Genomic DNA, 20649 nt, shown 5'->3' with positions numbered 1-20649 from the left:
TGCCCGTCTCGATGGGGAAACAACGGAGTGGCGTTCGAAGACAATCGACTCACTGGCGACCGGGCGGAACACACAGCAATACTCGGCTGGGCACTGGGTGGAGTCTTGCCTCTTGACACAACTTTGAGATGTGTGACCCAAGAAGAAGCTTCGGGTCGGGCCTTTCCAATCTCCATTTCAGCGACGTGAATTACTCTGGATCGAGTTTTCCTCGTGCAATCACCAGCAACCATCGCCCCGTTCGGGAGGCTGAGACTCAAACCGTTGGGCGGTCTCACGGGCGACCAGTTCCGGCGGAAAACCTTCCTCCAGACATAACTGAACCGCTTTGAGTAGGCCCTCCAATCTAGTTCAGTTCCTGGCCCTGGATGAAATTCCCATGCCAGGTGTGATACCAGACCTGGCCGGTGGCGCCGTTCACGCTGAGCATCCCATACTTCTTTCCCGTGGCCACATCGTTGACGTCAAAACAGTAGTATCCAAAGAAGGTATCAGGTGGCGTTGCCACGGCCAGTCGACGCGCAGGAGCGAACCGCTGGCTCAAGAACTGATTGGCGGCGAGCGCGGCCGCATCCGCGGTGACCGTCATGTTCGCGTTCCCCCGGGAGAATCCAGCCATCGTTTGGCCCCTCATCATCCCGCCCCCGAAATACTTTGCGTTCCACATCATGTCGGGTCCGGGCTCCGGCATGACCACACCCGTCCACTTGTCAATGACCAACTGAAAGGCTTTATTTGAAGAGTCCGTCTCTTTCACAACCACGTAGAAGTTATATTCCCATTCCTCGATTTCATCGAGTGCCAGATTGGTCTCTCTTCGGGCCGCGACCAATCGGTGGGCGATGTCCGTCGCTTCGGCGAGGGTAATTGCTGTGCCGTCGGAATGGAATGGCCGCCCGCCACTGAGGAGCATCATTCCCCCCATGCCATCGGTCATCAGGTTTGAAAATGATCCAGTTCCCATCCCCGGCATATTGCCGGTCCCACCGCCACCCCCCATCCCTCCACCTCCCATTTGGGCGTGAAGGAGGGACACGTAAACTCCGGAACCGAACAGAAATAGAGCCACCGCGAAGACTACAAACACCTTCTTGGAACGACAAGAAAACAACATCTCAATCCTCCCGTTTATCTTAGAAATTTTAATTACTTGAACTCATTATCATTAACTCGCTTGGAGCCATGCTCTCCGTAACGTGTAAGCCTCGGTAGCATTGACGGCCTTTGGAGTCTGACCTCTGATGCGACCACTATCTTTTCGGACGAATCCGTATTGGCAAGTAGCCAATGACCCCTCTAGCAATCCTCTATCCAACAGTCCACAATTTCTTATGAGAAGGGTCATTAAGAATCAGCCAATTGCGGACATACTTCACGAATGAAATCTATCCACGGACCGATTCTGAAATAGTTGTGTTGCACTGGAGTGTTGCGAGGGGATTATGAACAGAGGTTGCAATCGAGTGGATTCGTTTTTGGTGAAGCCGGAACTACTGAGGATGATAGAAAATACTGACGAATGACAGTATCTCTCGAAGTGCTATGGTTTGGTAGCCGGGATCCGCACGCTTTTCCGCGGATCACGGGCTTTTGCGACCGGCATGGAAAAGCCCGCGATCCCAAAAAGCGGGATCACGGCTACCAAAGCGTGTCCAACTCAGCATTATTTGATTATCCTCGATTGGTCATTCAGATTGAGGAATTGGAGGCGTAATCTCCCCGCTGATTTGGTCTTGATCCACCCTGTTGCTTCAAGTATCCTCGGAAGAGTCTCATGGATCCACGTTTCCAGCAGGCCGGTCAGACGGTCTTGTGCTCGCCTGAGTGGTCTCTTTACTCAAGGAGAAAGTTAATGGGTGTATTTCCCGGACGACTCTGTCGATTCCTGTTTTTGTTAATCACTTTCCTGTTTGGCTCGACTCTCTCGGCCGCCGACTCAATTCATTATCGGTTGGCGATGCCTCAACCCTCTTCGCATTTCTTTGTGGTGACGATCATTGTTGAACAGGTTGCGGCCCCCGCTCTCGATTTTCAGATGCCGGCGTGGTCGCCCGGACGGTATGTGATTTATGATTTTGCGCACAATGTTCAGGAGTTCCGGGCCCAGGGGGATCAGAACAAGCCGCTCGCATTCGAGAAGATCGACAAGCAAACTTGGCGGGTCCACACGGGTGGGAGTCAGAGGGTGGCCATTGAATACAAGGTTTTCGCCAACACCCTTTCGGGAACTTTTTCGCAGCTCAATGACCAACATGCCAATTACAATGGCGCCTCAATTTACATGTATGTGGTCGGGCTGAAAGATCATCCGATTGACTTGGACATTGAAGCTCCTGATGGCTGGGCGGTCATGAATGGGCTCCCGGGGGGAAAAGGGGATGGAAACCACTGGATGCTGCGAGCGCCAAACTACGACGTTCTCATTGACTGCCCCACAGAGATCGCCCCGTTCTCCGATTCGGGATCCGTGCGCATGAAAAGCTTTTCGTTTGCAGGAAAAAGCTTTCGGGTGGTGATTCACAACAACGGCAGCGATAAGAATGTAGATCGGTTTGTGAGCGACCTGGAGAAAATTGTCAAGACAGAATTTGAAGTCATGGGCCCGCCCGATTACAACCAGTACACCTTCCTCTTCCACTTTAATCCTTACGCCTTGCATGGCGATGGCATGGAGCATCTGAATTCCACGCAGATTGTCATCACGGGCAATTTGGGAGACGACGAAAACTACGACAACTATTTGTGGGTTTCCGCACACGAGTTCTTTCACTGCTGGAACGTCAAGCGGCTGCGCCCGGTGGCGCTTGGCCCGTGGGATTACGCAGGAGAAAATTACACCCCGTCGCTGTGGATTTCCGAGGGGATCACCAGCTATTACGCGTCATTGAGTCTCCGCCGCGCCGGCATTTGGGATGATCAGAAGTACTTCAAGCATGTGGCCCGCCTGATCGAGATGATCCAGAATTCCCCTGGACGCTTCGAACGCAACGTCGAACAGGCCAGCTTGGATACCTGGTTCTGGCATGACACCCCGGATGTCAGCAACTGGCAGAACGTCTTTCTTTCGTATTACACCCAGGGCGAAATCCTGGGGGCCCTGCTTGATCTTGAAATCCGTCAGCGAACAGCGAACGCAAAAACGCTCGATGATGTGTTCCGGACTCTCTACAAGAAATTTTATGAAACGCCCGGAACGACGTACTATCTCCAGGGGCGTGGGTTCCGGGAAGAGGACTTCCTGGAAGCCCTCAGCCACGTCTCCTCCACTGATTTTGCGGATTTCTGGAAGCAGAACATCGCAACCACCGCGGAGGTGGACTACAATCGGTATCTTAAGGCTGCAGGGCTTTTTCTCGATGCCCAACATTCTCAAGCGGAGCCCTATGCGGGTATTTCCTCGGGAGAGAATCCCAATCACCTCGTAGTGATAGAAAACATCATTCCGGAATCTCCGGCCGCTCATGCGGGGTTGAGCGCAGGAGATACCATCCTTGCCGTCGATGAGGAGCGGGTGAGTTTGAAGACGCTGGGAGAGATCTTGAAGGAAAAGAAGTCAGGGGAAAAAGTGAAATTTACCGTTTATCGTGAGAATCGGCTGTTGAATGTGGATGTCGTCTTGGGCTCCCATGAAGAAGTGACTTACTCGATCAAGGAATTGAACAATCCCACGGAATTACAGACGCAGATCCGGGCGAGTTGGCTGGGTCGGCCGTCGGATTTGAAGGGGAGTAATCGGCCGTGATGGGTTGAGGGCAACGGCGCTCATCTCCGGTCGTTGTCCAGCGAGGCTGCCGGAACCCTAACCGGCCGCCGCTGCCGCCTTGAGTTTTGCATTGAATCCGATGGCGTACGGGCAGAAAATATTGGCGCGCTTGACGCGGTTTTGGTGAGGGCCGGCGAGGTAATAGGCGTTGATCTTGAAGTGATAATCATCGGCGGTGCCGGCCAGTGATCCGTCAGCGGTATAGTCCCAGGCTTGAGACCGTTTCTTGTCGTTGACCTCGAGGATCGCGTAAATGGTGTTGGGCTGCATGTCGCTGATGTCGGTGTGGCTCGGTTGTGACACCCCCTTCAGGTCGCCCCACCCGGTGTGAGAATGGAAATCGCCGATGACGGAAAGGTGAGGCATGTTCTTCAAGAAACTCTCCATTCGTTTTTGCGCGCGCGTGTTCTTTCGCACGCTCAAGTGGGTGCGACTGGCGGTTTGATGAGGGATGGCGTGTTCAATAATAAACATGCCGTTTTGATCCCGATACCCGATGAGGATTCCGTAAGTTTCCTTCTTGTACACTTCGATGGCCGAGATCAGCAGTCCCCAAAATGCATTCGCGGAAATGTAGGCTTCGATTCTCTCGGGAGGTCGAATGGGCGCGACGACGGATTTCGACTTTTTGACCTCAGTGCTCACTGGTAACGGCCCTCAGTTTTGAAGAGCTTCCTCATGTAGCCAGAATTTGGGATGCCCTTATAACATAAAAAGGTAGGCCTGCGAAGTGAAAATTTTCGGGGTGGGGGAGAGTTCAATTTGCATCGAATTTGGCCCCGGTATTGACCCCCGGATAAACCAGAAAGCCATCAATCTGGCGGGCCGTCTGGAGCGCCTGAAATGGCCTGAAATTCTGGATGTTGTGCCGGCCTATTCTTCGGTCACTGTGTATGTTAATCCATTACGAATCAATAGGATGGTTTTGATTTCCCGGCTTAAAGAGGCCGCGGACATAGGGTCCGATGAAGCGGTGGACGCACTTCGAGCCCATAAGGTTCCCGTGGCATACGGTGGGGGATTCGGCCCCGACCTTGAAACGGTGGCTGAAATGAACGGGGTCTCCAGTGATGAAGTGATCCGGATTCACACCGGAATCCGATTCAGGGTCTACATGTTGGGATTTATGCCGGGCTTTCCTTACTGCGGAATCGTTCCTGAAAAAATCCGCGCGCCCCGGTTGTCATCTCCACGAACGCGAATCCCCGCCGGGTCGGTGGGTATCGCAGGAGCGCAAACGGGAATCTATCCCATGGAGAGCCCCGGAGGCTGGCGCCTCATCGGGCGCACCCCGCTCACGCTTTTCGATCCGAAGGCAAATCAAGATACAATGTTTCGTTTCGCGGCCGGCGATTCCATCGAATTTTATTCCATTTCGGAAGAGGACTTTCATGGGTGGACGAATTGATTTGAATTGTGACATGGGAGAAGGTTTTGGGGCCTGGAGGATGGGCGTCGACGAAGCCATCATGCCCTTCATTACCTCGGTCAACATCGCCTGTGGATTTCATGCCGGAGATCCGGACACCATGCGCCGTACCGTCGAGTGCGCTGTGCGTCATGGCGTGGCCGTGGGGGTCCACCCCGGATTTCCCGACCTCATTGGCTTCGGTCGGAGAGACATGAATGTCACTCCGGAGGAGGCGAGAAATTTCGTTCTATATCAAATCGGAGCGCTGTCGGCATTTGTCCAGGCCCAGGGCGCCAGGCTCTCCCACGTGAAACCCCATGGCGCCCTGTATAACCGGGCGGCACGCGACGCCCAGCTTGCCAGCGCCATCGCACTGGCCGTCAAGGAATTTGATCCGTCGCTCGTCTTCATTGGGCTTGCAAACTCTGAATTGGTCCGTGCCGGAGAGCGATTGGGGCTCCGCGTGGCCAGCGAGGTCTTTGCGGATCGCACCTATCAGCCGGATGGTTCTTTGACCTCTCGTCGGCTCCCCCACGCCATGGTAAAAGATCCCCGCGAAGCGGCTGCCCGCGTCATCCGCATGGTGCGCGAGGGAAAGGTGAAGACCATAGACGGGCAGGACTGTTCCGTTCGCGCCGACACGGTTTGCATCCATGGCGACACCCCGGGCGCACTGCAGTTTGCTCAGACGGTTCGCCAGGAGCTTGACGGGGCGGGAGTTGAAATCGGCGCGCTGTGAACTTGGACCCTCTCCAGCAGCGCGAATTCGTTTTCCTCGATGGCGAAGGGTCCATCGCTTGGAGACAAAAGATTCACAGGGGCACAAAGGCACGGTGAGTTTGATCCACAACCCGTTTCTTGTGACTTCTGTGTCTTTTTTGGGGGCCGATCCTCCTGCCTGTCTTTCCTTTATGCCTGCACTGATCGAAGTTCTCAAGCCGGGAATGTTGACGACCATCCAGGATCTGGGCCGGACTGGTTTTCAGAAATTCGGTGTCTCGGTTTCCGGCGCGATGGATTTTTTTTCACATCGTGTTGCCAACCGTTTGGTGGAAAACGATCAGCAGGCAGCCACGTTGGAATGCACCCTGATGGGACCTGCACTTCGCTTTCTGAGCGGCACCATGGTGGCGATTACCGGCGCCGCCCTCTCACCCCGGCTTGATGGAGTTGATGCAGCTATGTGGCAGTCTTTTGAAGTGAGGCGCGGGAATGTTCTAAGTTTTGGGGAGTGCCGCCGCGGTTGCCGTGCTTATGTGGCCGTCGCGGGAGGGATTGATGTGCCAGTCGTTCTGGGTAGCAGGTCAACCCACACTCGGACACATCTGGGTGGACTGGAAGGTCGGTCCCTCCAAAGAGGAGACATCATTTCATCGCTTGAAAGGGGAAACAACCGGTGCTCAACCCGGTTCCATTCTCTTTTCTCCGAAAGAATCCTCACCTCCCGGACCCTTCGATTTATTCTCGGACCAAACGACGATCATTTTGCGGCTGCTTCCATCGAAGACCTTCAAAGAGAGACGTACCGCGTTTCCCTCGATTCAGACCGGATGGGAATTCGCTTTGAAGGCAAGGGGCTCACACATTGTGGAGGTGCTGAGGTCGTATCAGATGCTGTACCGTTCGGCACCATCCAGGTTCCCGCCAACGGCCAACCCATTGTTCTTGCCGCTGACCGGCAGACCACGGGTGGGTATCCCAAGGTCGGAGTGGTAATCACTGCTGATTTTCCGGTTCTCGGCCAGTTAAGACCCGGTGACGAAGTCCGGTTCCAGTCCATCAGCCTCGAGGAGTCGCTGGAGAATCTCAACTCCATCGAAGCTGCCATTTCCACAGGGTATTCGATGGAAGGCCAAGGGCCCGAGATCGATTCTCATTAAAGGCTGTTCTGCAAACATGATGAGCGGTACCGGGGACGGACTCGGCCCTTCCGTCAGGTCCGCCACCCGTTCGCGTGGGTTCCGGTTTCCCGCACAAGAAAGCTCTTCTCTTGACCGGACATTTTTGATAGATTGCGAATGTCGTTCCCCCCTATTTGATATCCCCCTGATCGTAATCTCCCCCCTTAAACCCGTTTGCCAAACAGTGCCGCGGGATTCTTGACTCGCATTCCTCTTGTACTGATGAATCCTCGTGTGCGACTGAAGGAGGGTGCCGTGTTTTGCTTAAGTTCATTTCAGGTGAAGTGTTTGACTCTCCCCCTGCTCATTCTTGGAGCCACCCTGGTCTGTAGTCGACCTGCCCTGTCTGACGATCTCGATTCCGCCACGATCAAGGGGTTGATTAGCGACAGTTCGGGCGCGGTCATTGCCGGCGCGGTTGTCAGAATCCGTGACACCGGCAGAAATCAGGTGACAAACCTGACGACACGCGCTACGGGCGAGTTCCTGGCGGCGCGGCTGGCGCCTGGCAGCTACGAGATTGAAGTGGAAGTGGAGGGGTTCCAGCGTTTTGAGCAAAAGAACGTCCAACTCGAATCCGGTCAAACTATGGTCCTGAACATTGCAATGCATATCGGAAGGTTGGAGCAAGTGATGGTGGTAACGGAGGCGGCCCCGGCCATCGATTTGTCGAAGACGGTTGTGGGCGGGACCCTGGCGGCACGCGAGATCGAGATGATCCCAATCAACGGACGCGATCCACTCGATCTGGTTTTCCTGTTTCCGGGCGTCACTGAAGAAACCTTTGACACACGGGACGCGGCGAAGCCGGCCAACGGCCAGTTTCTCAGTGACACTCCCATTGAAGCAGGCATTTTCTCGCTGTCAGGAGGAAGGGGATTTTCAAACAACCTGACCATTGACGGCCTGGACAACAACGACGATCGAGAGGCGCGGGAGCGCATCAGCTATTCCCGCGAGGTCATAGAAGAGGTCCAGGTGATCACCAACCAGTTTTCAGCGGAATATGGGCGGGCATCCGGCGGCCGCGTGAACCTGCGGACGCGCTCCGGTTCCAACCAATTCCATGGACGGGGATATTTCTTCTTCCAGGATGAGAGTCTGAACGCCAACAGCTTCTTTCGAAACCTGGCAGGGGAGGCGCGTGCGCCCTACCAACGGCGGCAGGATGGATTTTTCTTTACTGGCCCGATCCGGGTCGACCGCATCTTCTTTATGATCGGCTATGAACGCGATGACACTCCCGACACGACCGAAATAAACTTGCCGCTGCCGTTCGAGACCAACCCCCGATATCCGCTCCCGCAGCCGAATGTCCAACTGGGAAGCATCATTTATCGGCCTTCCGGGGGCACGCCCATCCTGGGGGGGCGATTCATCGAGGAGGTGTCGACCCCGGCGCAGCGTAACTTTGTCTCGGCAAGAATCGATGCGGTGTTAAGCCAGAAGCACAATCTGTTTGCCCGATACGAGATCTCCCGGGGATCGTCGTTGACCGGATTCACAGGCGGCAGCCGGTTCCCATCGACCGCGGTGGCGCGCACCCGAGATTCACAGGCGTGGTCCATCACTGAGAATTTTGTGGTCAACCCGAGTTGGATCAATCAGGCGCGCTACCAGTACTCCCGGCTCCTGCCCTCGAATCTCGAAGGGCTCGGCGCGCAGCCGGTGGCCGTGGTGGTGAATGGCTCCTCTGGCTTCAGCGCCGGCGGTTCGGCCTCGACGTTTACCTCGAACCGCCGCGGGAAGCGTACGGAGGTTCGGCAGCAGTTCGTCGACAATATTACCTTCGTGAGAGGCCGATCCACTTTCAAAACGGGACTCGACATTCAGCGGGTGGATTCGCGCGATCTTGATTTGTTCGAGTCCAACGGGATTTACTCGTTCTCCAACATCGCGGATTTCCTGACCAATCAACCCAGCCGGTTTCTACAGGCGGTCGGCAATCCCGAGGGGCAAGTGACCAACACGGTGGCAGGGATTTATCTGCAGCAGGAGTTGCGGTTGCGTCCCCACTTTTCTCTAAATCTTGGGTTTCGATATGACCTTGAGACCGCCCTTTCGAGTGACAGAAACAACTTGGGTCCGCGATTCTCGTTTTCGTGGGATCCATTCAAGTCGGGCAAGACGGTGGTGCGCGGCGGCTTTGGAATTTTTTACAACCGCGTCCTGTTGCGAACATTCGGAGACTTTGCAGGAAGGAGCGGCCTTCGATATGTGGATCTTCGCACGGCTGACGATGTGCAAAGGGCCTTTCCTGGCCTTTCAGTCTCTGAGGCCGGCAGCTTCCTCTCGAATCTGTTCCCCAAGATCCTTCCGAATTCGGCGGAGATCTTTTCAGTGGCTTCCGCGGCCGAGGACACCCGGCGGATCTCCGGCAATCTGCGGATTCCTTATTCCGAGCAGGCCTCCTTCGGCGTGGAGCGGGAGATCCGTCGCGGCCTCGTGGTTGAGGCTTCGTACCAGTTCAATCATGGCGTGAAACTCTGGCGCGATCACAATATCAATGCCCCGATCCCACCTCCCGGGGGATTGCTGAATTACTTGTTGAACGGGAGGTTTGCGCTGTCAATGGACAACACGCTTTATTCCGATGTGCGCTTCGATCTGGGAACCAGTACAACCGTTCCTGCGCCCCATGGGGGTGTTATCCAGACCCCGCTCATCCTCGGATTGAACGCTCCATCCCTCATCTCCGGTTCTTCAACCGCCCGTTTTGTTCGATTGTTGTTCGAAGCGGTCCGGCCGCTGCGACCTGATCCCACCCTCCTCGGAATTGATCAACTCGAATCGTCCGGTTCTTCGACATATAACGCCCTGACGGTGGCCCTCACGCGGCAGAGCAGCCATGGAATATCGTTTCGGACCTCGTACACCCTTTCCAAACTTTTCGAAGACACTTTCATCAACACGGCCACGCCGCAGGATGAATTCAACCTCCGGGCGGAGAGGTCGCTGGGGAACACGGATCAACGGCACCGGTTTGTTTTTCAGGGGACCCTTGAAATTCCGAAGTTGAAGATCGTCGCGGTCCCGGTGCTGACCTTTGGGTCGGGACGCCCTTTCACCATAGGCAACGGTGGCAGCGATCGCAATTTGAGCGACCGGGCGACGGACCGTCCCAATCTGGTTCAACTGCTCGACCGGCGTCCGACCCTGGCTCCAAAGCCTGGCGGTCCACCTCCCCTCGATCCCGACGTCTTCTTTGCTCTCCCCACCATCGGCACCAGCGGGAACCTCGGACGAAATGTGGGTCTGGGCCCGGCCCAGCATCGAGTCGATGTAGCGCTTTCACGGACTTTTCAAATCAGGGAGCACTGGAGCGTTCGTCCGCAGGTGGAGATCTTTAATGTATTCAACAACGTCATCTTTTTTGTGAACGGCTTTGCGGACATCACGGACAGCGATTTCCTCCAGCCTCGGGCTGCCAGGAGGCCGAGGACGATTCAGTTGTCGTTGAGGATGGATTTTTGAAAGAGAAAAGAGAAGTTAACCGCAAAGAGCGCTGAGAAGGCGCAAAGTGCGCGTGCCCAAGCCGCGTTCACGCGAGTTCCCCGAAGGGCCATTAGGCCAGCCGTTCACGGCTGGTCAGGAGGCCGGGACGCCATCGGAGGTTGGGACACTATTCGAGGATGGGCAGCTAAGCCGCGTTCACGCGGTTTTCCCGAAGGGCGCTTAGGCCAGCCGTTTACGGTTGGTCAGGAGGCCGGGGCGCCAATGGAGGCGGGGTGGCCGAAGCGCGTTCACGCGGTTTTCCCGAAGGGCGCTTAGGCCAGCCGTTCACGGCTGGTCAGGAGGAGTAAAACCACTGGAGGCCGTTTAAACGGCCTTCTCAGGGGAACGTTGGAGAAGGAGGTATACAGATGCCGCGCAATGTCTATTCGGAAATTAACCTGCATATCGTCTGGCACACCAAGCAGAACGCAAATTTGCTCACCGAGAAAATCGAAAACCGCGTTTACCACTTCCTGAAGCATCGAATTCTGCAGACCCCTGGCATCTTTTTCCACAGTCTCGGCGGAACCGAGGATCATGTTCATTTGGTTGTCACTGTTCCACCCACCCTGTTGATCAGTGACTGGATCGGAGACTTGAAGGGTGCCAGCGCATATTACGTCAATCATGAGGTCACAAAACGAAAATGGCTTGACTGGCAAACAGGTTATGGCGTGGTTAGCTTTGGAACACGGGATCTTCCCTGGGTAATCAATTATGTCAGGAATCAGAAAGAACATCATGATCAGGGAACGATACACGAGCGATTAGAGCGCATTGAAAATTCGAACACCGATTTGAAGCCCGTTAAAACGGGCTCTGATCATATTTGTGAACCAGGAACCAGCCGTAAACGGCTGGCCTAAATGCCCTGCGGGGAAACCGCGTGAACGCGGTTTGACTGCCCATCCTCGAGCGCCGGAAACGGCTGGCCTAAATGCCCTGCGGGGAAACGGCGTGAACGCGGTTTGACTGCCCATCCTCGAATAGCGTCCCAGCCTCCGATGGCGTCGCAGCCTCCGCTGGCGTCCCGTCACGCGCCGGAAACGGCTGGCCTAAATGCCCTGCGGGGAAACGGCGTGAACGCGGTTTGACTGCCCATCCTCGAATAGCGTCGCAGCCTCCGATGGCGTCCCGTCACGCGCCGGAAACGGCTGGCCTAAATGCCCTGCGGGGAAACGGCGTGAACGCGGTTTGACTGCCCGTCCTCGAATAGCGTCGCAGCCTCCGATGGCGTCGCAGCCTCCGCTGGCGTCCCGTCACGCGCCGTAAATGGCTGGCCTAATGGCCCTGCGGGGAAACCGCGTGAACGCGGTTTGACTGCCCATCCTCGAATAGCGTCCCAGCCTGGAATGGCGTCGCAGCCTCCGCTGACGTCCCGTCACCCGTCGTAAACGACTGGCCTAAGTGCCCTGCGGGGAGGCCGCGTGAACGCGGCATAATCAATTGCGATCTTGGCGTCTTCTTGGCGCCCTTTGCAGTTGACTCTTTATTGTGCTGGAGGCGGGTTGAAACTGAACTCGGCCGGGGGAGTGCGCCATTCGGGTCTGCTGGTGAGAATGCCGATGACGCGGTATTTCCCTGCGGGTACGGGCTCACGGCTGGAATCCAAACCATTCCATTCACCGGAAAATTCCAGGGATTCCCCGGGGCGCAGACCAATGCTGCGTTTGACCTTGGCGAAGTAATGGGTCGTCGACCAGCGCCAAAGAGGCTGGTCGGATGACTCCGGCGCGATAATGAACTCATAGGATTGATCGTTATCGAAATTGAGAGGGATCATTTTGTCCTTTTCATTGCGAACGCGCAAAACGAACTTCACCTTTCCAGCCTCCGGGGTCACCTCCAGGGTCAACACCGGTCCGGTCTCGGCATAGGGTGAAGGAGGCCCTTTGGGTAAGGGAGTCGTCTCCTCAGGGACGGGTTCCTTGGCGGCGGGCGCGGCCGCGGAGGGGGTCACGTTCTTCTCTGCCTTCGTGAGCGTGTATTCTTCCACCCCCAGTTGAGTGGTTTTGCGGGCGGAAATGATCCCTTCGCCGTACTTGAAGACGATTTCGTCGGCGGGCGTCCCTTGTTGAGATGGGACTTGCGATAATGCTCGAAATGCCACTTTCAGAATGCGCAGGTCCACCTGACCCCCTGCCGACTCACCCAGGCTCAACTCGACCCGGTTTTCTCCTTCGGTGGGGTAGAGTTCCACATCATGGTCATTGATCAACTGGAAGTAGGTTTGTGATTTTCGATCGAACCGGAGGAGAGGAAGTTCAGTTTCCTGCCCGGGGGAAAAAGGGAATCGGTTGAACAGGTAGTAGGAACGGAAATTCTTAATGACCATCTTGGTAATTTCGATGACCATCGGCTTTGGGCGCTTTTTTCCATTGAGGGCCACCTCGTAGGTCCAACTGTTCCCCACTTGCAGGGGAAAATAGGATTCCACGAGATGTAACCCTGAATTGGGGAGTGCTGGAGTGGTTTGCGTAGTCCCGGGATTATCAGACCTTTGTACCCCGACATTGATAGGGGACCCGGAAGTTTTCTCGTGAACAGGAGTTTGGGAGACAACCCGGGACGAAAGGCTGCAAAGCAGGAAGGCCAGAATGGAGACCACCCTGAGAAGCTCCATTGAAGGAACATATCCCCGGCTCCGGCCTCGGATTGCAATGCCGCTAATTGGTGTCAAACGGCACGTGTTCAACGATGGTGATGCCATACCCCTCGAGGGCGACGAGTTTGCGCGGATGTTTGGTGAGGATGCGTATGCGATGCAGGTTCAGGCTGGAAAGGATTTGGGAGCCGATGCCGATCTCGCGCTGATTGATGTGGACGCCTTCGCCATCGCCGCGGTCCTTTTCGCTGTGACCGTGGTAGGCGATCTCATACTTTCCATCGGTCATCTGCAGCCCAAACCCGCGTCCGGTTTGATGAAGATAGACAAACACCCCCCGGCCGACGTGCGCGATCATGGTCAAGGCCGCCTCGATCGTCTTCTGGCAATCACACGTCGTGGAGCCCAACACATCCCCGGTGAGACAATGCGAATGCACGCGCACCATGACGGGTTCTCCGTCGCTAATATTTCCTTTGACGAGGGCGATATGCGTTTCGCCGTCAATCATGCTCTCGTAAGCGATCATCCGGAAGTCGCCAAATTTCGTCGAAAGAGTCGTCTCGGCGACGGGATGGACGTAGCGCTCCGTGCGCATGCGGTACTTGATCAGGTCAGCCACCGTGATCATTTTAAGCTGATGTGTGCGGCAGAACTCCACCAGCTGAGGCACCCGTGCCATGGAGCCGTCCTCATTCATAATTTCGCAAATCACACCTGCGGGTTTCAGCCCCGCGATTCTTGCCAGGTCGACGGAGGCCTCCGTCTGTCCGGCGCGCACCAGCACCCCCCCGCGCCTTGAGCGCAATGGAAAAATATGCCCGGGCCGCGCCAGGTCGTTGGGGCGAGTGGCCGGATCAATGGCCGCGAGGATCGTCCGGGCACGATCGGCGGCGGAGATTCCGGTGGTCACTTTATGCTTGGCTTCGATCGACACGCAGAATGCGGTCCCGTAGTTCGAGGTGTTTTCAGTGACCATCATGGGAATCTGCAACTCGTCCAGCCGCTCGGGAGTCAAGGCAAGGCAGATCAGCCCCCGGCCATACTTCGCCATGAAATTGATCACTTCCGGCCGGATTTTCTCGGCGGCCAGGGTGAGATCGCCCTCGTTTTCGCGATCCTCATCGTCGACGACGACCACCAGTTTGCCGTCGCGGATGTCCCGGATGGCGTCTTCGATGGTCGCGAAGTAGACGCCGGCTTCCCCGTCCCTTATCGGTACGACATTGCGCTGCGGAGTCATCCTCAGAACTCTCCAAATCCTCTTCGAGTCACCAACGTGGTTGAAACCCTTGACCGATAGACCTCAGCATAATCCTTGTTTAAAAGGTCGTGGCTAGATTCTAAGACAGATTTCGCCATACAGCAAGGCACAGCAGGACGTCCGCATCTCCCGATCTCATTTTGGGGGGGAGAAAACCCAGTTCGCAGAGTGCTGACGGACAGCCCGAGGAGCGGCCGACAGCGAATCCTGGCCCATCGCCGGACTCAAAAACCCAGCCGACGCAACGCTCCCACTGACATCTTGTGCGGTTTGGCGGCAGGATCACTCGTCGTCGGGATCACGATCTTTTGGAGCATCTGTTGAACGTATTTTGCGACCACATCAAATTCGAGATTCACCAGATTTCCACGCCTCAGGGTCTTGAAATTCGTGACGGTAAAGGTATGCGGAATAATTGCGATCACGATGCGAAACATCCCCCGCTTCCGGAAGGGCCCGTCTGGAGTGAGTTCAGCAATGGTCAGGCTGATCCCGTCGATGGCGATCGACCCCTTGAAAACCGCAAGCGGCAAGAACTCTTCGGGAACCTCGAATTCAAACATCCAGGAGTCCTTCAGGGCCGTATAGCCGACGAATTTCCCCACTGTGTCGACGTGTCCCTGCACGATATGTCCTCCAAACCGGTCGCTTGCGCCCATGGGCCGCTCCAGGTTGACGGGGGCACCGGCTTTTATTTTAGAAAAAGTCGTGCGGCGAACAGTCTCCGTGGAAAGTTCGGTAATGAACGATCGCTTCCCAAACCTCACCACGGTCAGACACACGCCATTCACGGCGATAGAGGAGCCGATCTTCAGATCTTCGAGGACGCCCCGGGCCTGCACCTCGACGACCTTTCCTCGTGTCCCGAGGGGTTTGATGCCGGCGATGCGTCCGCATTCCTCGATGATGCCTGTAAACATTAGAGCCTTCCCTTTAGCAAAAATAAATTGGATCGGTGAGGCCTACTCAAATTTCATCGATCGATGACGGATATCCCGTAATGAGAATGTCTTCTGCGATACGTTCCAACGTAATCCCGGTCAGACGGGGAGCAGATTTAAGGGAGCCGAACCCTTTCCCTCCAAACACGGAAACATGCTCATGTCCCCCGAGGACCCGGGGTGCTATAAAGAAATGCACCTTGTCCACAATGCCGGCCCGCATGGCGCTTCCATTCGTTTCTCCTCCCCCTTCGATGAGCAGGCTCTGGATTTCGCGACTCCCGAGCTCCTTCAGAATTGACCTCCAACTCAGGGGTTTGGCTAGATTCCGGAGGGTGCCGGTTCCCTGACCCGTTATGGGAACAACCTGGACGCCACCCCGTTCGAGCGCCTTCAACTTCCTCCGAGGGGCGTCGGGAGAGCAGATAACCAAGACGTCTCCGCTCGCCGTCTGGATCAGATTTGACCGGTCGGGCATTCGCAACCTCGCATCCAGCACCACCCGCAGAAGCTTACGCCGGCGAGGGCGTCCCGAGCGGTCGGTCAACAGGGGATCATCCCGCAGAATCGTGTTAATGCCGACAAGGATGGCATCGTGAGCGTGTCGGATCTCGTGGACTCGTCGCCGCGAGTCCTCCGAGGTGATCCAGGTGGCCGAGCCCCGTGTCTGCCTTGCCTGTGCAATTTTTCCATCGATCGTCATCGCCGCCTTCAGCGTCACAAAGGGTCTCCGGGAGGCAATGTAGCGTACAAAGGCCTCATTGAGACGGCCGGCCTCGTCTTCCTCCAGTCCGGCTTTAACCTCGATGCCAGCCCTCCGAAGTTTTTGAAAACCTCCTCCCGCCACCAGGGGATTGGGATCACGCATGGCACAGACGACAGTTCGGATGCCACTGCGGATGATAAGGTCGGTGCAAGGAGGGGTCCGCCCATAGTGAGAACACGGCTCGAGGTTCACATAGAGCGAAGCCCCGTGAGCCTGGGCGCCCACCTTTTCGATCGCAATGACCTCGGCGTGTTTCCTTTGATCGTAGCGGTAGAATCCTTCTCCCACCACCTCGCCGCGCTTCACTACGACCGCAGCGACCAGGGCCCCCGGCGAAACCAGTCCGATTCCGCGCCGCGCAAGTTGAAGCGCCCTGGACATGAATCCGGCATCTTGGGGCGAAAATCTCATTCAAGCAATCTTGAGGATGGAAAGAGAATTCGTGAGAGACTCCCTGGTTAGAGCGGCCTCCGAAAGCATATTACTCAAACAATGAATCCACAAACTCTTCCGCATTGAAGGGGATCAGATCGTCGATCTTCTCGCCCACCCCGACATACTGGATGGGGATGTTGAGTTCCTTGGCGATGGCGACGACGACCCCTCCCTTGGCGGTCCCGTCCAACTTCGTCAGGACGATTCCCGTGACCGCCGCCGCCTTGGTGAATTCACGGGCTTGCTGGACTCCATTCTGCCCGGTCACCGCATCGATGATGAGGAGCACCTCATGCGGGGCGCCGGGCACCTCGCGAGAAGCCACGCGTTTCATCTTTTCAAGCTCGCTCATGAGGTTGTGCTTGGTATGGAGGCGACCGGCCGTGTCGACGATCAGTACATCGGATTGCGCCGCGCGGGCGGACTGGAGGGCATCGAAAACAACGGCCGAAGGGTCGGTGCCGTGTTTCTGACGAATGATTTCAACGCCGGCGCGTTGTCCCCAGATTTCCAGTTGTTCGATCGCGGCGGCCCGAAACGTGTCCGCGGCACATACCTTGACCGAGCGGCCCTCGGTCTTGAATTTGTTTGCCAGCTTTCCGATGGTGGTGGTTTTCCCGACGCCGTTGACGCCCACGACGAGAATGACATGCGGCTTCTGTTGCATCACAACGGGGCGTGCATTTTCCCCCTGAAGGATGACCAGGAGCTCATTCCGGATAAGTGCCTTGACCTGGCTGACCTCCTTCAGTTGCTGGCGGCTTGCCTGGTCGCGGATCTTTTCGACAATGTGCGCCGTCGTGGCAGGCCCGATGTCCGCCCCGATCAAAGCCATCTCGAGCTCTTCCAGCGTGGATTTGTCGATCTCTTTCTTGAAAGTAAAGATGGAGTCGATCGGCGTGTTCAGAACATCACGCGTCTTGGTGACGGCGGCTCTGAGCTTTGAGAAGAAGCCCGATTTTTTCTCTTCAGCGGACTTGTCTTTTGTGAAGGGTAGAATCATCTCATTGACCGGAAACGCAGGTTGATCGCCGGGGGGCTCTCACCGGGAGCGGCCCGGCCTCGACTACGGGGCTGTCCTGACTGAGCGGTCCCGTTTCGCCAGAAGATAAGCTTTCATCAATTTATCAAGATCTCCTTCGAGGACCCGATCGGCATCGCCCACTTCCAGCTTGGTCCGGTGGTCCTTGACCATTCGATAAGGATGCAAGACGTAGCTCCGGATTTGCGAACCAAACCCGATATCGAGCTTGGCATCTTCCATCTTCTGGCTCTCTTCCCGCCGTTTCTCCAGTTCCAATTCGTACAACTTGGACCGCAGAACCTTGAAAGCAACATCGCGGTTCTTATGCTGGGAACGTTCATTCTGGCAGGTCACGACAATGCCGGTCGGAAAGTGGGTGACGCGGACCGCGGAGTCGGTGGTATTGACATGCTGCCCGCCGGCGCCGGTCGACCGGAAAGTGTCGATGCGCAGGTCTTTCTCCTCAATCTTGATTTCGATGGTCTCGTCAATCTCGGGAGAAACAAACACCGAAGCAAACGAGGTGTGCCGTCGTTTATTGGCGTCGAACGGCGAGATCCGGACGAGGCGGTGGACCCCGATCTCAGACGCGAGCAGCCCGTAAGCATTGACGCCGGCGACAGTAAACGTCGCGCTCTTGATGCCCGCTTCCTCACCGTCTTGCAGGTCGAGCATCTCGGTTCGGAATCCGTGGCGCTCGGCCCATCGCAGGTACATACGCAGCAGCATCTGGGCCCAATCCTGCGACTCCGTCCCGCCGGCGCCGGGGTGGATGGTGACAATCGCGTTGAGCCGGTCGTTCTCGCCGCCCAACAACATCTCCGTCTCCACCGACGAAAGCATGTTTTCGAGTTTGGACAGCTCTGCCGTGATCTCCGCCTCGACCGGTTCGCCTTCCCGGGCCAGCTCAAAGTAAGCGGCGATGTCGTCGTCGGCCTGTTTCAGGCGAGCGTCCACGGCCACCTGATCCTCAAGCCATTTGCGGCGTTGCAGAAGTTTTTGGGAATTCTTCTGGTCGTTCCAGAAATCAGGCTGACTGACTATCTTTTCAAGGGACTCAATTTCTCGTATCTTGGCGGGCGCGTCAAAGAAAACCCCGGATATCGTGGATTCGCGTTTGCAGTTTTTCGAAATCGTGGGAAAGCTCTTCAATCATTGTTTAGGTACCTTTTTCTGTCGCACTGGAATTTGCAGCGACATCATTCTAAGCGATGCATAAAGATCGTGTCAAACCACCGCGGGGGAGCGTGACCCCTGCAGGATGCACCCCAATAGATTCTGATCCCCAGGGACCGGACAGCGGCCATGAACCCTCAGAAGTGAGCGGGTGCGACTACTCAAGCTCCGGACCTCCCTCCCGCTCCCGGTCTTGGGGTCCAGGGACATTGAACACCGATCTACTTGGGGTGCTCCATGGGCTTCTTTGCATCTCCCGGGTGTGTATGTTCCATCAGGTACGGGACCTTCATGGACTGCACCCCACGGAATTGACCGCAACGGGCCTCAAACTGGTAGAGCTCCGGCTTATTCATGGCATCCACGGGTGAGATCTCCACCGACAAGTACGGGTGGTCCGGGTTATCAAACGTGGTTTCGAGCGGAACCGTAATCGTGCGAGCGGGACTGGTCAGGGACAGGGTGAATTTCCGGCCGGGCTCCAGGAGAATACCAAAGACATAATCCCCCTTCGGAACTTCCTGGTCCCCGACGATCACATCGAAGTCGAGATGTGCCTTGCCCAGAGCACTCCAGACGTTCTTGTTCATGGTAGCCCGAAAGTTTTCCGTCGTCATGGCTCGCTCGTAGCTGGGTCCGTTCCAATGCATGCCTTTGTACATGATCTCGAGCCTGCCGGCGCCGCCGACAATCATCCCTGCGGAGAAATCCTTGGAGGTGGTCCGGGGATCGTGGGCAAACATCAGGATTGACGTGGCCACCAGTACGGCGGCAGTCGCACACTTCAATTGGAATATTTTCATGACTTCATCTCCTCGTTGGCTTTTCGAATCTCTTCCTGGAGCCGCGCGCCACCCAGCAGGCCGTCTCTTCTTTGGAGACTGGGCCGGCCGATTCTATGGCTCATGCTTGGCAGGCGTCGGCGGAACACTCGCCTTCGGGGTCGCCGGTCCGCTTGAAGATGGGGCAGTGGCCGGTTTAAGGTAAACCCTTTGCATCACCACATCGACTTCCGGTCGATCGGCGGCATCCCGCTTGACTTCCGAAATAGCTTTGGCGACTGCCAGCGAATTTGCGTCCGTGAGCTCGCCAAAGATGGTGTACTGACCGTCCAGCCGACTGGGGGTGCCCACGCAGATATAGAATTGTGTGGAGGCACTGTTGGGATCGCTCTTTCGCGCGGCGGCGACGATCCCGGGGGCGTGATGAAGTTCAGCATGAAATTCGCCGGGCACCATTTGCTCGTTGGGCCGACCGAATCCCCATTTTGACTTATCGGCGAATTTGCTGTTGAAATCCCCGCCCTGGATCATGAAATTGGGAATGACCCGGTGGAATTTTAACCCGTTGTAGAACCCCTGCTGGACCAGCTTTTTGAACTGGGCTACCATCTTTGGCGCAGCCTTCGGATAGAGCCTCAGCGACATCGTGCCCAGATTCGTCTGGATGACCACGAGGTAGTTGTCGGGGGTCTTGAGTTCCTGAACCTGGGGGCTGTCGAGAGCATTCGCGTTCGCAGTAGTTGGGGCCTGGGCCACCGCCAAGGACGGCAGCAACAATCCCGAGAAGATCGCCACAGTTACCCGGTGTTTCCACATAAGATGCAACTCCTTTTTATCGCCTTGGAATCTAACTCGCTCCAGTGGGTGTGACGGTCCATGGAACGGCCGTCAAGGTCAGAGTGTTAAAGACCACGCCGCGCCTCGACCCGATCACGATTTTCTCTACTTTTGATCTCCGCGTCCAAGCCCTGAGGGCAGATTCATGAACGGCTTCAAACTGCCAGTTTGCAAGAGGGGTATTCTGCCTAGGAGTGGGAGAATAAGCAAGAGAAGAAAGAGGTTGGGGACCCTTCCGACGGCTCACCA

The 20649-nt window shown here is 56.3% G+C and carries 18 protein-coding genes; 8 read left to right on the top strand and 10 right to left on the bottom strand.

Annotation, left to right across the window (positions count from 1 at the left end; genetic code table 11):
• A partial coding sequence (locus tag LAO21_02395; GenBank protein MBZ5551541.1) for a hypothetical protein occupies positions 1 to 189 on the top strand: 189 nt, incomplete at its 5' end.
• A gap of 157 nt (positions 190 to 346) precedes the next feature.
• Here LAO21_02395 and LAO21_02390 read toward each other — a convergent pair.
• A complete protein-coding gene (locus LAO21_02390) occupies positions 347 to 1114 on the bottom strand; it encodes a hypothetical protein (GenBank protein ID MBZ5551540.1) in 768 nt (255 codons plus the stop codon).
• Between the two features lie 405 nt (positions 1115 to 1519).
• Between LAO21_02390 and LAO21_02385 the strand changes: the two genes are divergently transcribed.
• Together LAO21_02385 and LAO21_02380 are read left to right on the top strand one after the other, a co-directional pair.
• Positions 1520 to 1714, top strand: coding sequence for a hypothetical protein (locus LAO21_02385; protein ID MBZ5551539.1), 195 nt, complete (start codon positions 1520 to 1522; stop codon positions 1712 to 1714).
• A gap of 138 nt (positions 1715 to 1852) precedes the next feature.
• The gene (locus LAO21_02380) at positions 1853 to 3742 is read left to right on the top strand and encodes a PDZ domain-containing protein (GenBank protein ID MBZ5551538.1); all 1890 of its coding nucleotides are present in this window, start codon (positions 1853 to 1855) and stop codon (positions 3740 to 3742) included.
• Between the two features lie 57 nt (positions 3743 to 3799).
• On the opposite strand, the gene LAO21_02375 is transcribed toward LAO21_02380, so the two are convergent.
• Entirely contained in the window at positions 3800 to 4408 is a 609-nt protein-coding gene (locus LAO21_02375) for a Mov34/MPN/PAD-1 family protein (GenBank protein ID MBZ5551537.1), read from the bottom strand.
• An 85-nt stretch (positions 4409 to 4493) separates the two neighbouring features.
• Between LAO21_02375 and pxpB the strand changes: the two genes are divergently transcribed.
• The 5 genes from pxpB to tnpA all read left to right on the top strand — a co-directional run bounded on the left by pxpB (position 4494) and on the right by tnpA (position 11436).
• Entirely contained in the window at positions 4494 to 5171 is a 678-nt protein-coding gene (gene pxpB / locus LAO21_02370; GenBank protein ID MBZ5551536.1) for a 5-oxoprolinase subunit PxpB, read from the top strand.
• Complete coding sequence (locus LAO21_02365) at positions 5155 to 5913, top strand: LamB/YcsF family protein (GenBank protein ID MBZ5551535.1); 759 nt, start codon at positions 5155 to 5157, stop codon at positions 5911 to 5913. The genes pxpB and LAO21_02365 overlap by 17 nt, the downstream gene beginning before the upstream one ends.
• A 172-nt stretch (positions 5914 to 6085) precedes the next feature.
• Complete coding sequence (locus LAO21_02360) at positions 6086 to 7054, top strand: biotin-dependent carboxyltransferase family protein (GenBank protein MBZ5551534.1); 969 nt, start codon at positions 6086 to 6088, stop codon at positions 7052 to 7054.
• Positions 7055 to 7330: 276 nt separating this feature from the next.
• Complete coding sequence (locus LAO21_02355; GenBank protein MBZ5551533.1) at positions 7331 to 10549, top strand: carboxypeptidase regulatory-like domain-containing protein; 3219 nt, start codon at positions 7331 to 7333, stop codon at positions 10547 to 10549.
• A gap of 389 nt (positions 10550 to 10938) precedes the next feature.
• Entirely contained in the window at positions 10939 to 11436 is a 498-nt protein-coding gene (tnpA, locus tag LAO21_02350) for an IS200/IS605 family transposase (GenBank protein ID MBZ5551532.1), read from the top strand.
• Positions 11437 to 12059: 623 nt separating this feature from the next.
• Here the strand turns inward: tnpA and LAO21_02345 are convergent.
• The 8 genes from LAO21_02345 to LAO21_02310 all read right to left on the bottom strand — a co-directional run bounded on the left by LAO21_02345 (position 12060) and on the right by LAO21_02310 (position 20379).
• Positions 12060 to 13007, bottom strand: coding sequence for a hypothetical protein (locus LAO21_02345; protein ID MBZ5551531.1), 948 nt, complete (start codon positions 13005 to 13007; stop codon positions 12060 to 12062).
• A gap of 229 nt (positions 13008 to 13236) precedes the next feature.
• Positions 13237 to 14418 carry a 3,4-dihydroxy-2-butanone-4-phosphate synthase gene (gene ribB / locus LAO21_02340; protein MBZ5551530.1) on the bottom strand — a complete coding sequence of 394 codons (1182 nt, stop codon included), beginning with the start codon at positions 14416 to 14418 and terminating at the stop codon, positions 13237 to 13239.
• Between the two features lie 245 nt (positions 14419 to 14663).
• A complete protein-coding gene (locus LAO21_02335; GenBank protein ID MBZ5551529.1) occupies positions 14664 to 15359 on the bottom strand; it encodes a riboflavin synthase in 696 nt (231 codons plus the stop codon).
• Positions 15360 to 15405: 46 nt separating this feature from the next.
• The gene (ribD, locus tag LAO21_02330) at positions 15406 to 16557 is read right to left on the bottom strand and encodes a bifunctional diaminohydroxyphosphoribosylaminopyrimidine deaminase/5-amino-6-(5-phosphoribosylamino)uracil reductase RibD (GenBank protein MBZ5551528.1); all 1152 of its coding nucleotides are present in this window, start codon (positions 16555 to 16557) and stop codon (positions 15406 to 15408) included.
• Positions 16558 to 16627: 70 nt separating this feature from the next.
• Positions 16628 to 17584 (bottom strand): signal recognition particle-docking protein FtsY, encoded by a 957-nt coding sequence (gene ftsY, locus LAO21_02325; GenBank protein MBZ5551527.1) that lies wholly within the window; start codon positions 17582 to 17584, stop codon positions 16628 to 16630.
• Positions 17585 to 17647: 63 nt separating this feature from the next.
• Positions 17648 to 18761 (bottom strand): peptide chain release factor 2 gene (gene prfB / locus LAO21_02320; protein MBZ5551526.1). Its coding sequence is split into 2 segments (ribosomal slippage): positions 17648 to 18691 and positions 18693 to 18761, totalling 1113 coding nucleotides; the frame shifts between segments, so codons are not numbered across the junction.
• Between the two features lie 241 nt (positions 18762 to 19002).
• Positions 19003 to 19584 carry a hypothetical protein gene (locus tag LAO21_02315; GenBank protein MBZ5551525.1) on the bottom strand — a complete coding sequence of 194 codons (582 nt, stop codon included), beginning with the start codon at positions 19582 to 19584 and terminating at the stop codon, positions 19003 to 19005.
• 93 nt (positions 19585 to 19677) lie between these two features.
• Positions 19678 to 20379: a peptidylprolyl isomerase gene (locus LAO21_02310; GenBank protein MBZ5551524.1), complete on the bottom strand. Its 702-nt coding sequence runs from the start codon at positions 20377 to 20379 to the stop codon at positions 19678 to 19680.
• Between the last annotated feature and the right edge of the window lie 270 nt (positions 20380 to 20649).

Source organism: Terriglobia bacterium (assembly GCA_020073085.1).
Taxonomy (GTDB): Bacteria; Acidobacteriota; Terriglobia; order JAIQFV01; family JAIQFV01; genus JAIQFV01.
The sequence above is the reverse complement of the archived record's forward strand: the minus strand, read 5'-3'. Positions and strand labels throughout refer to the sequence as shown.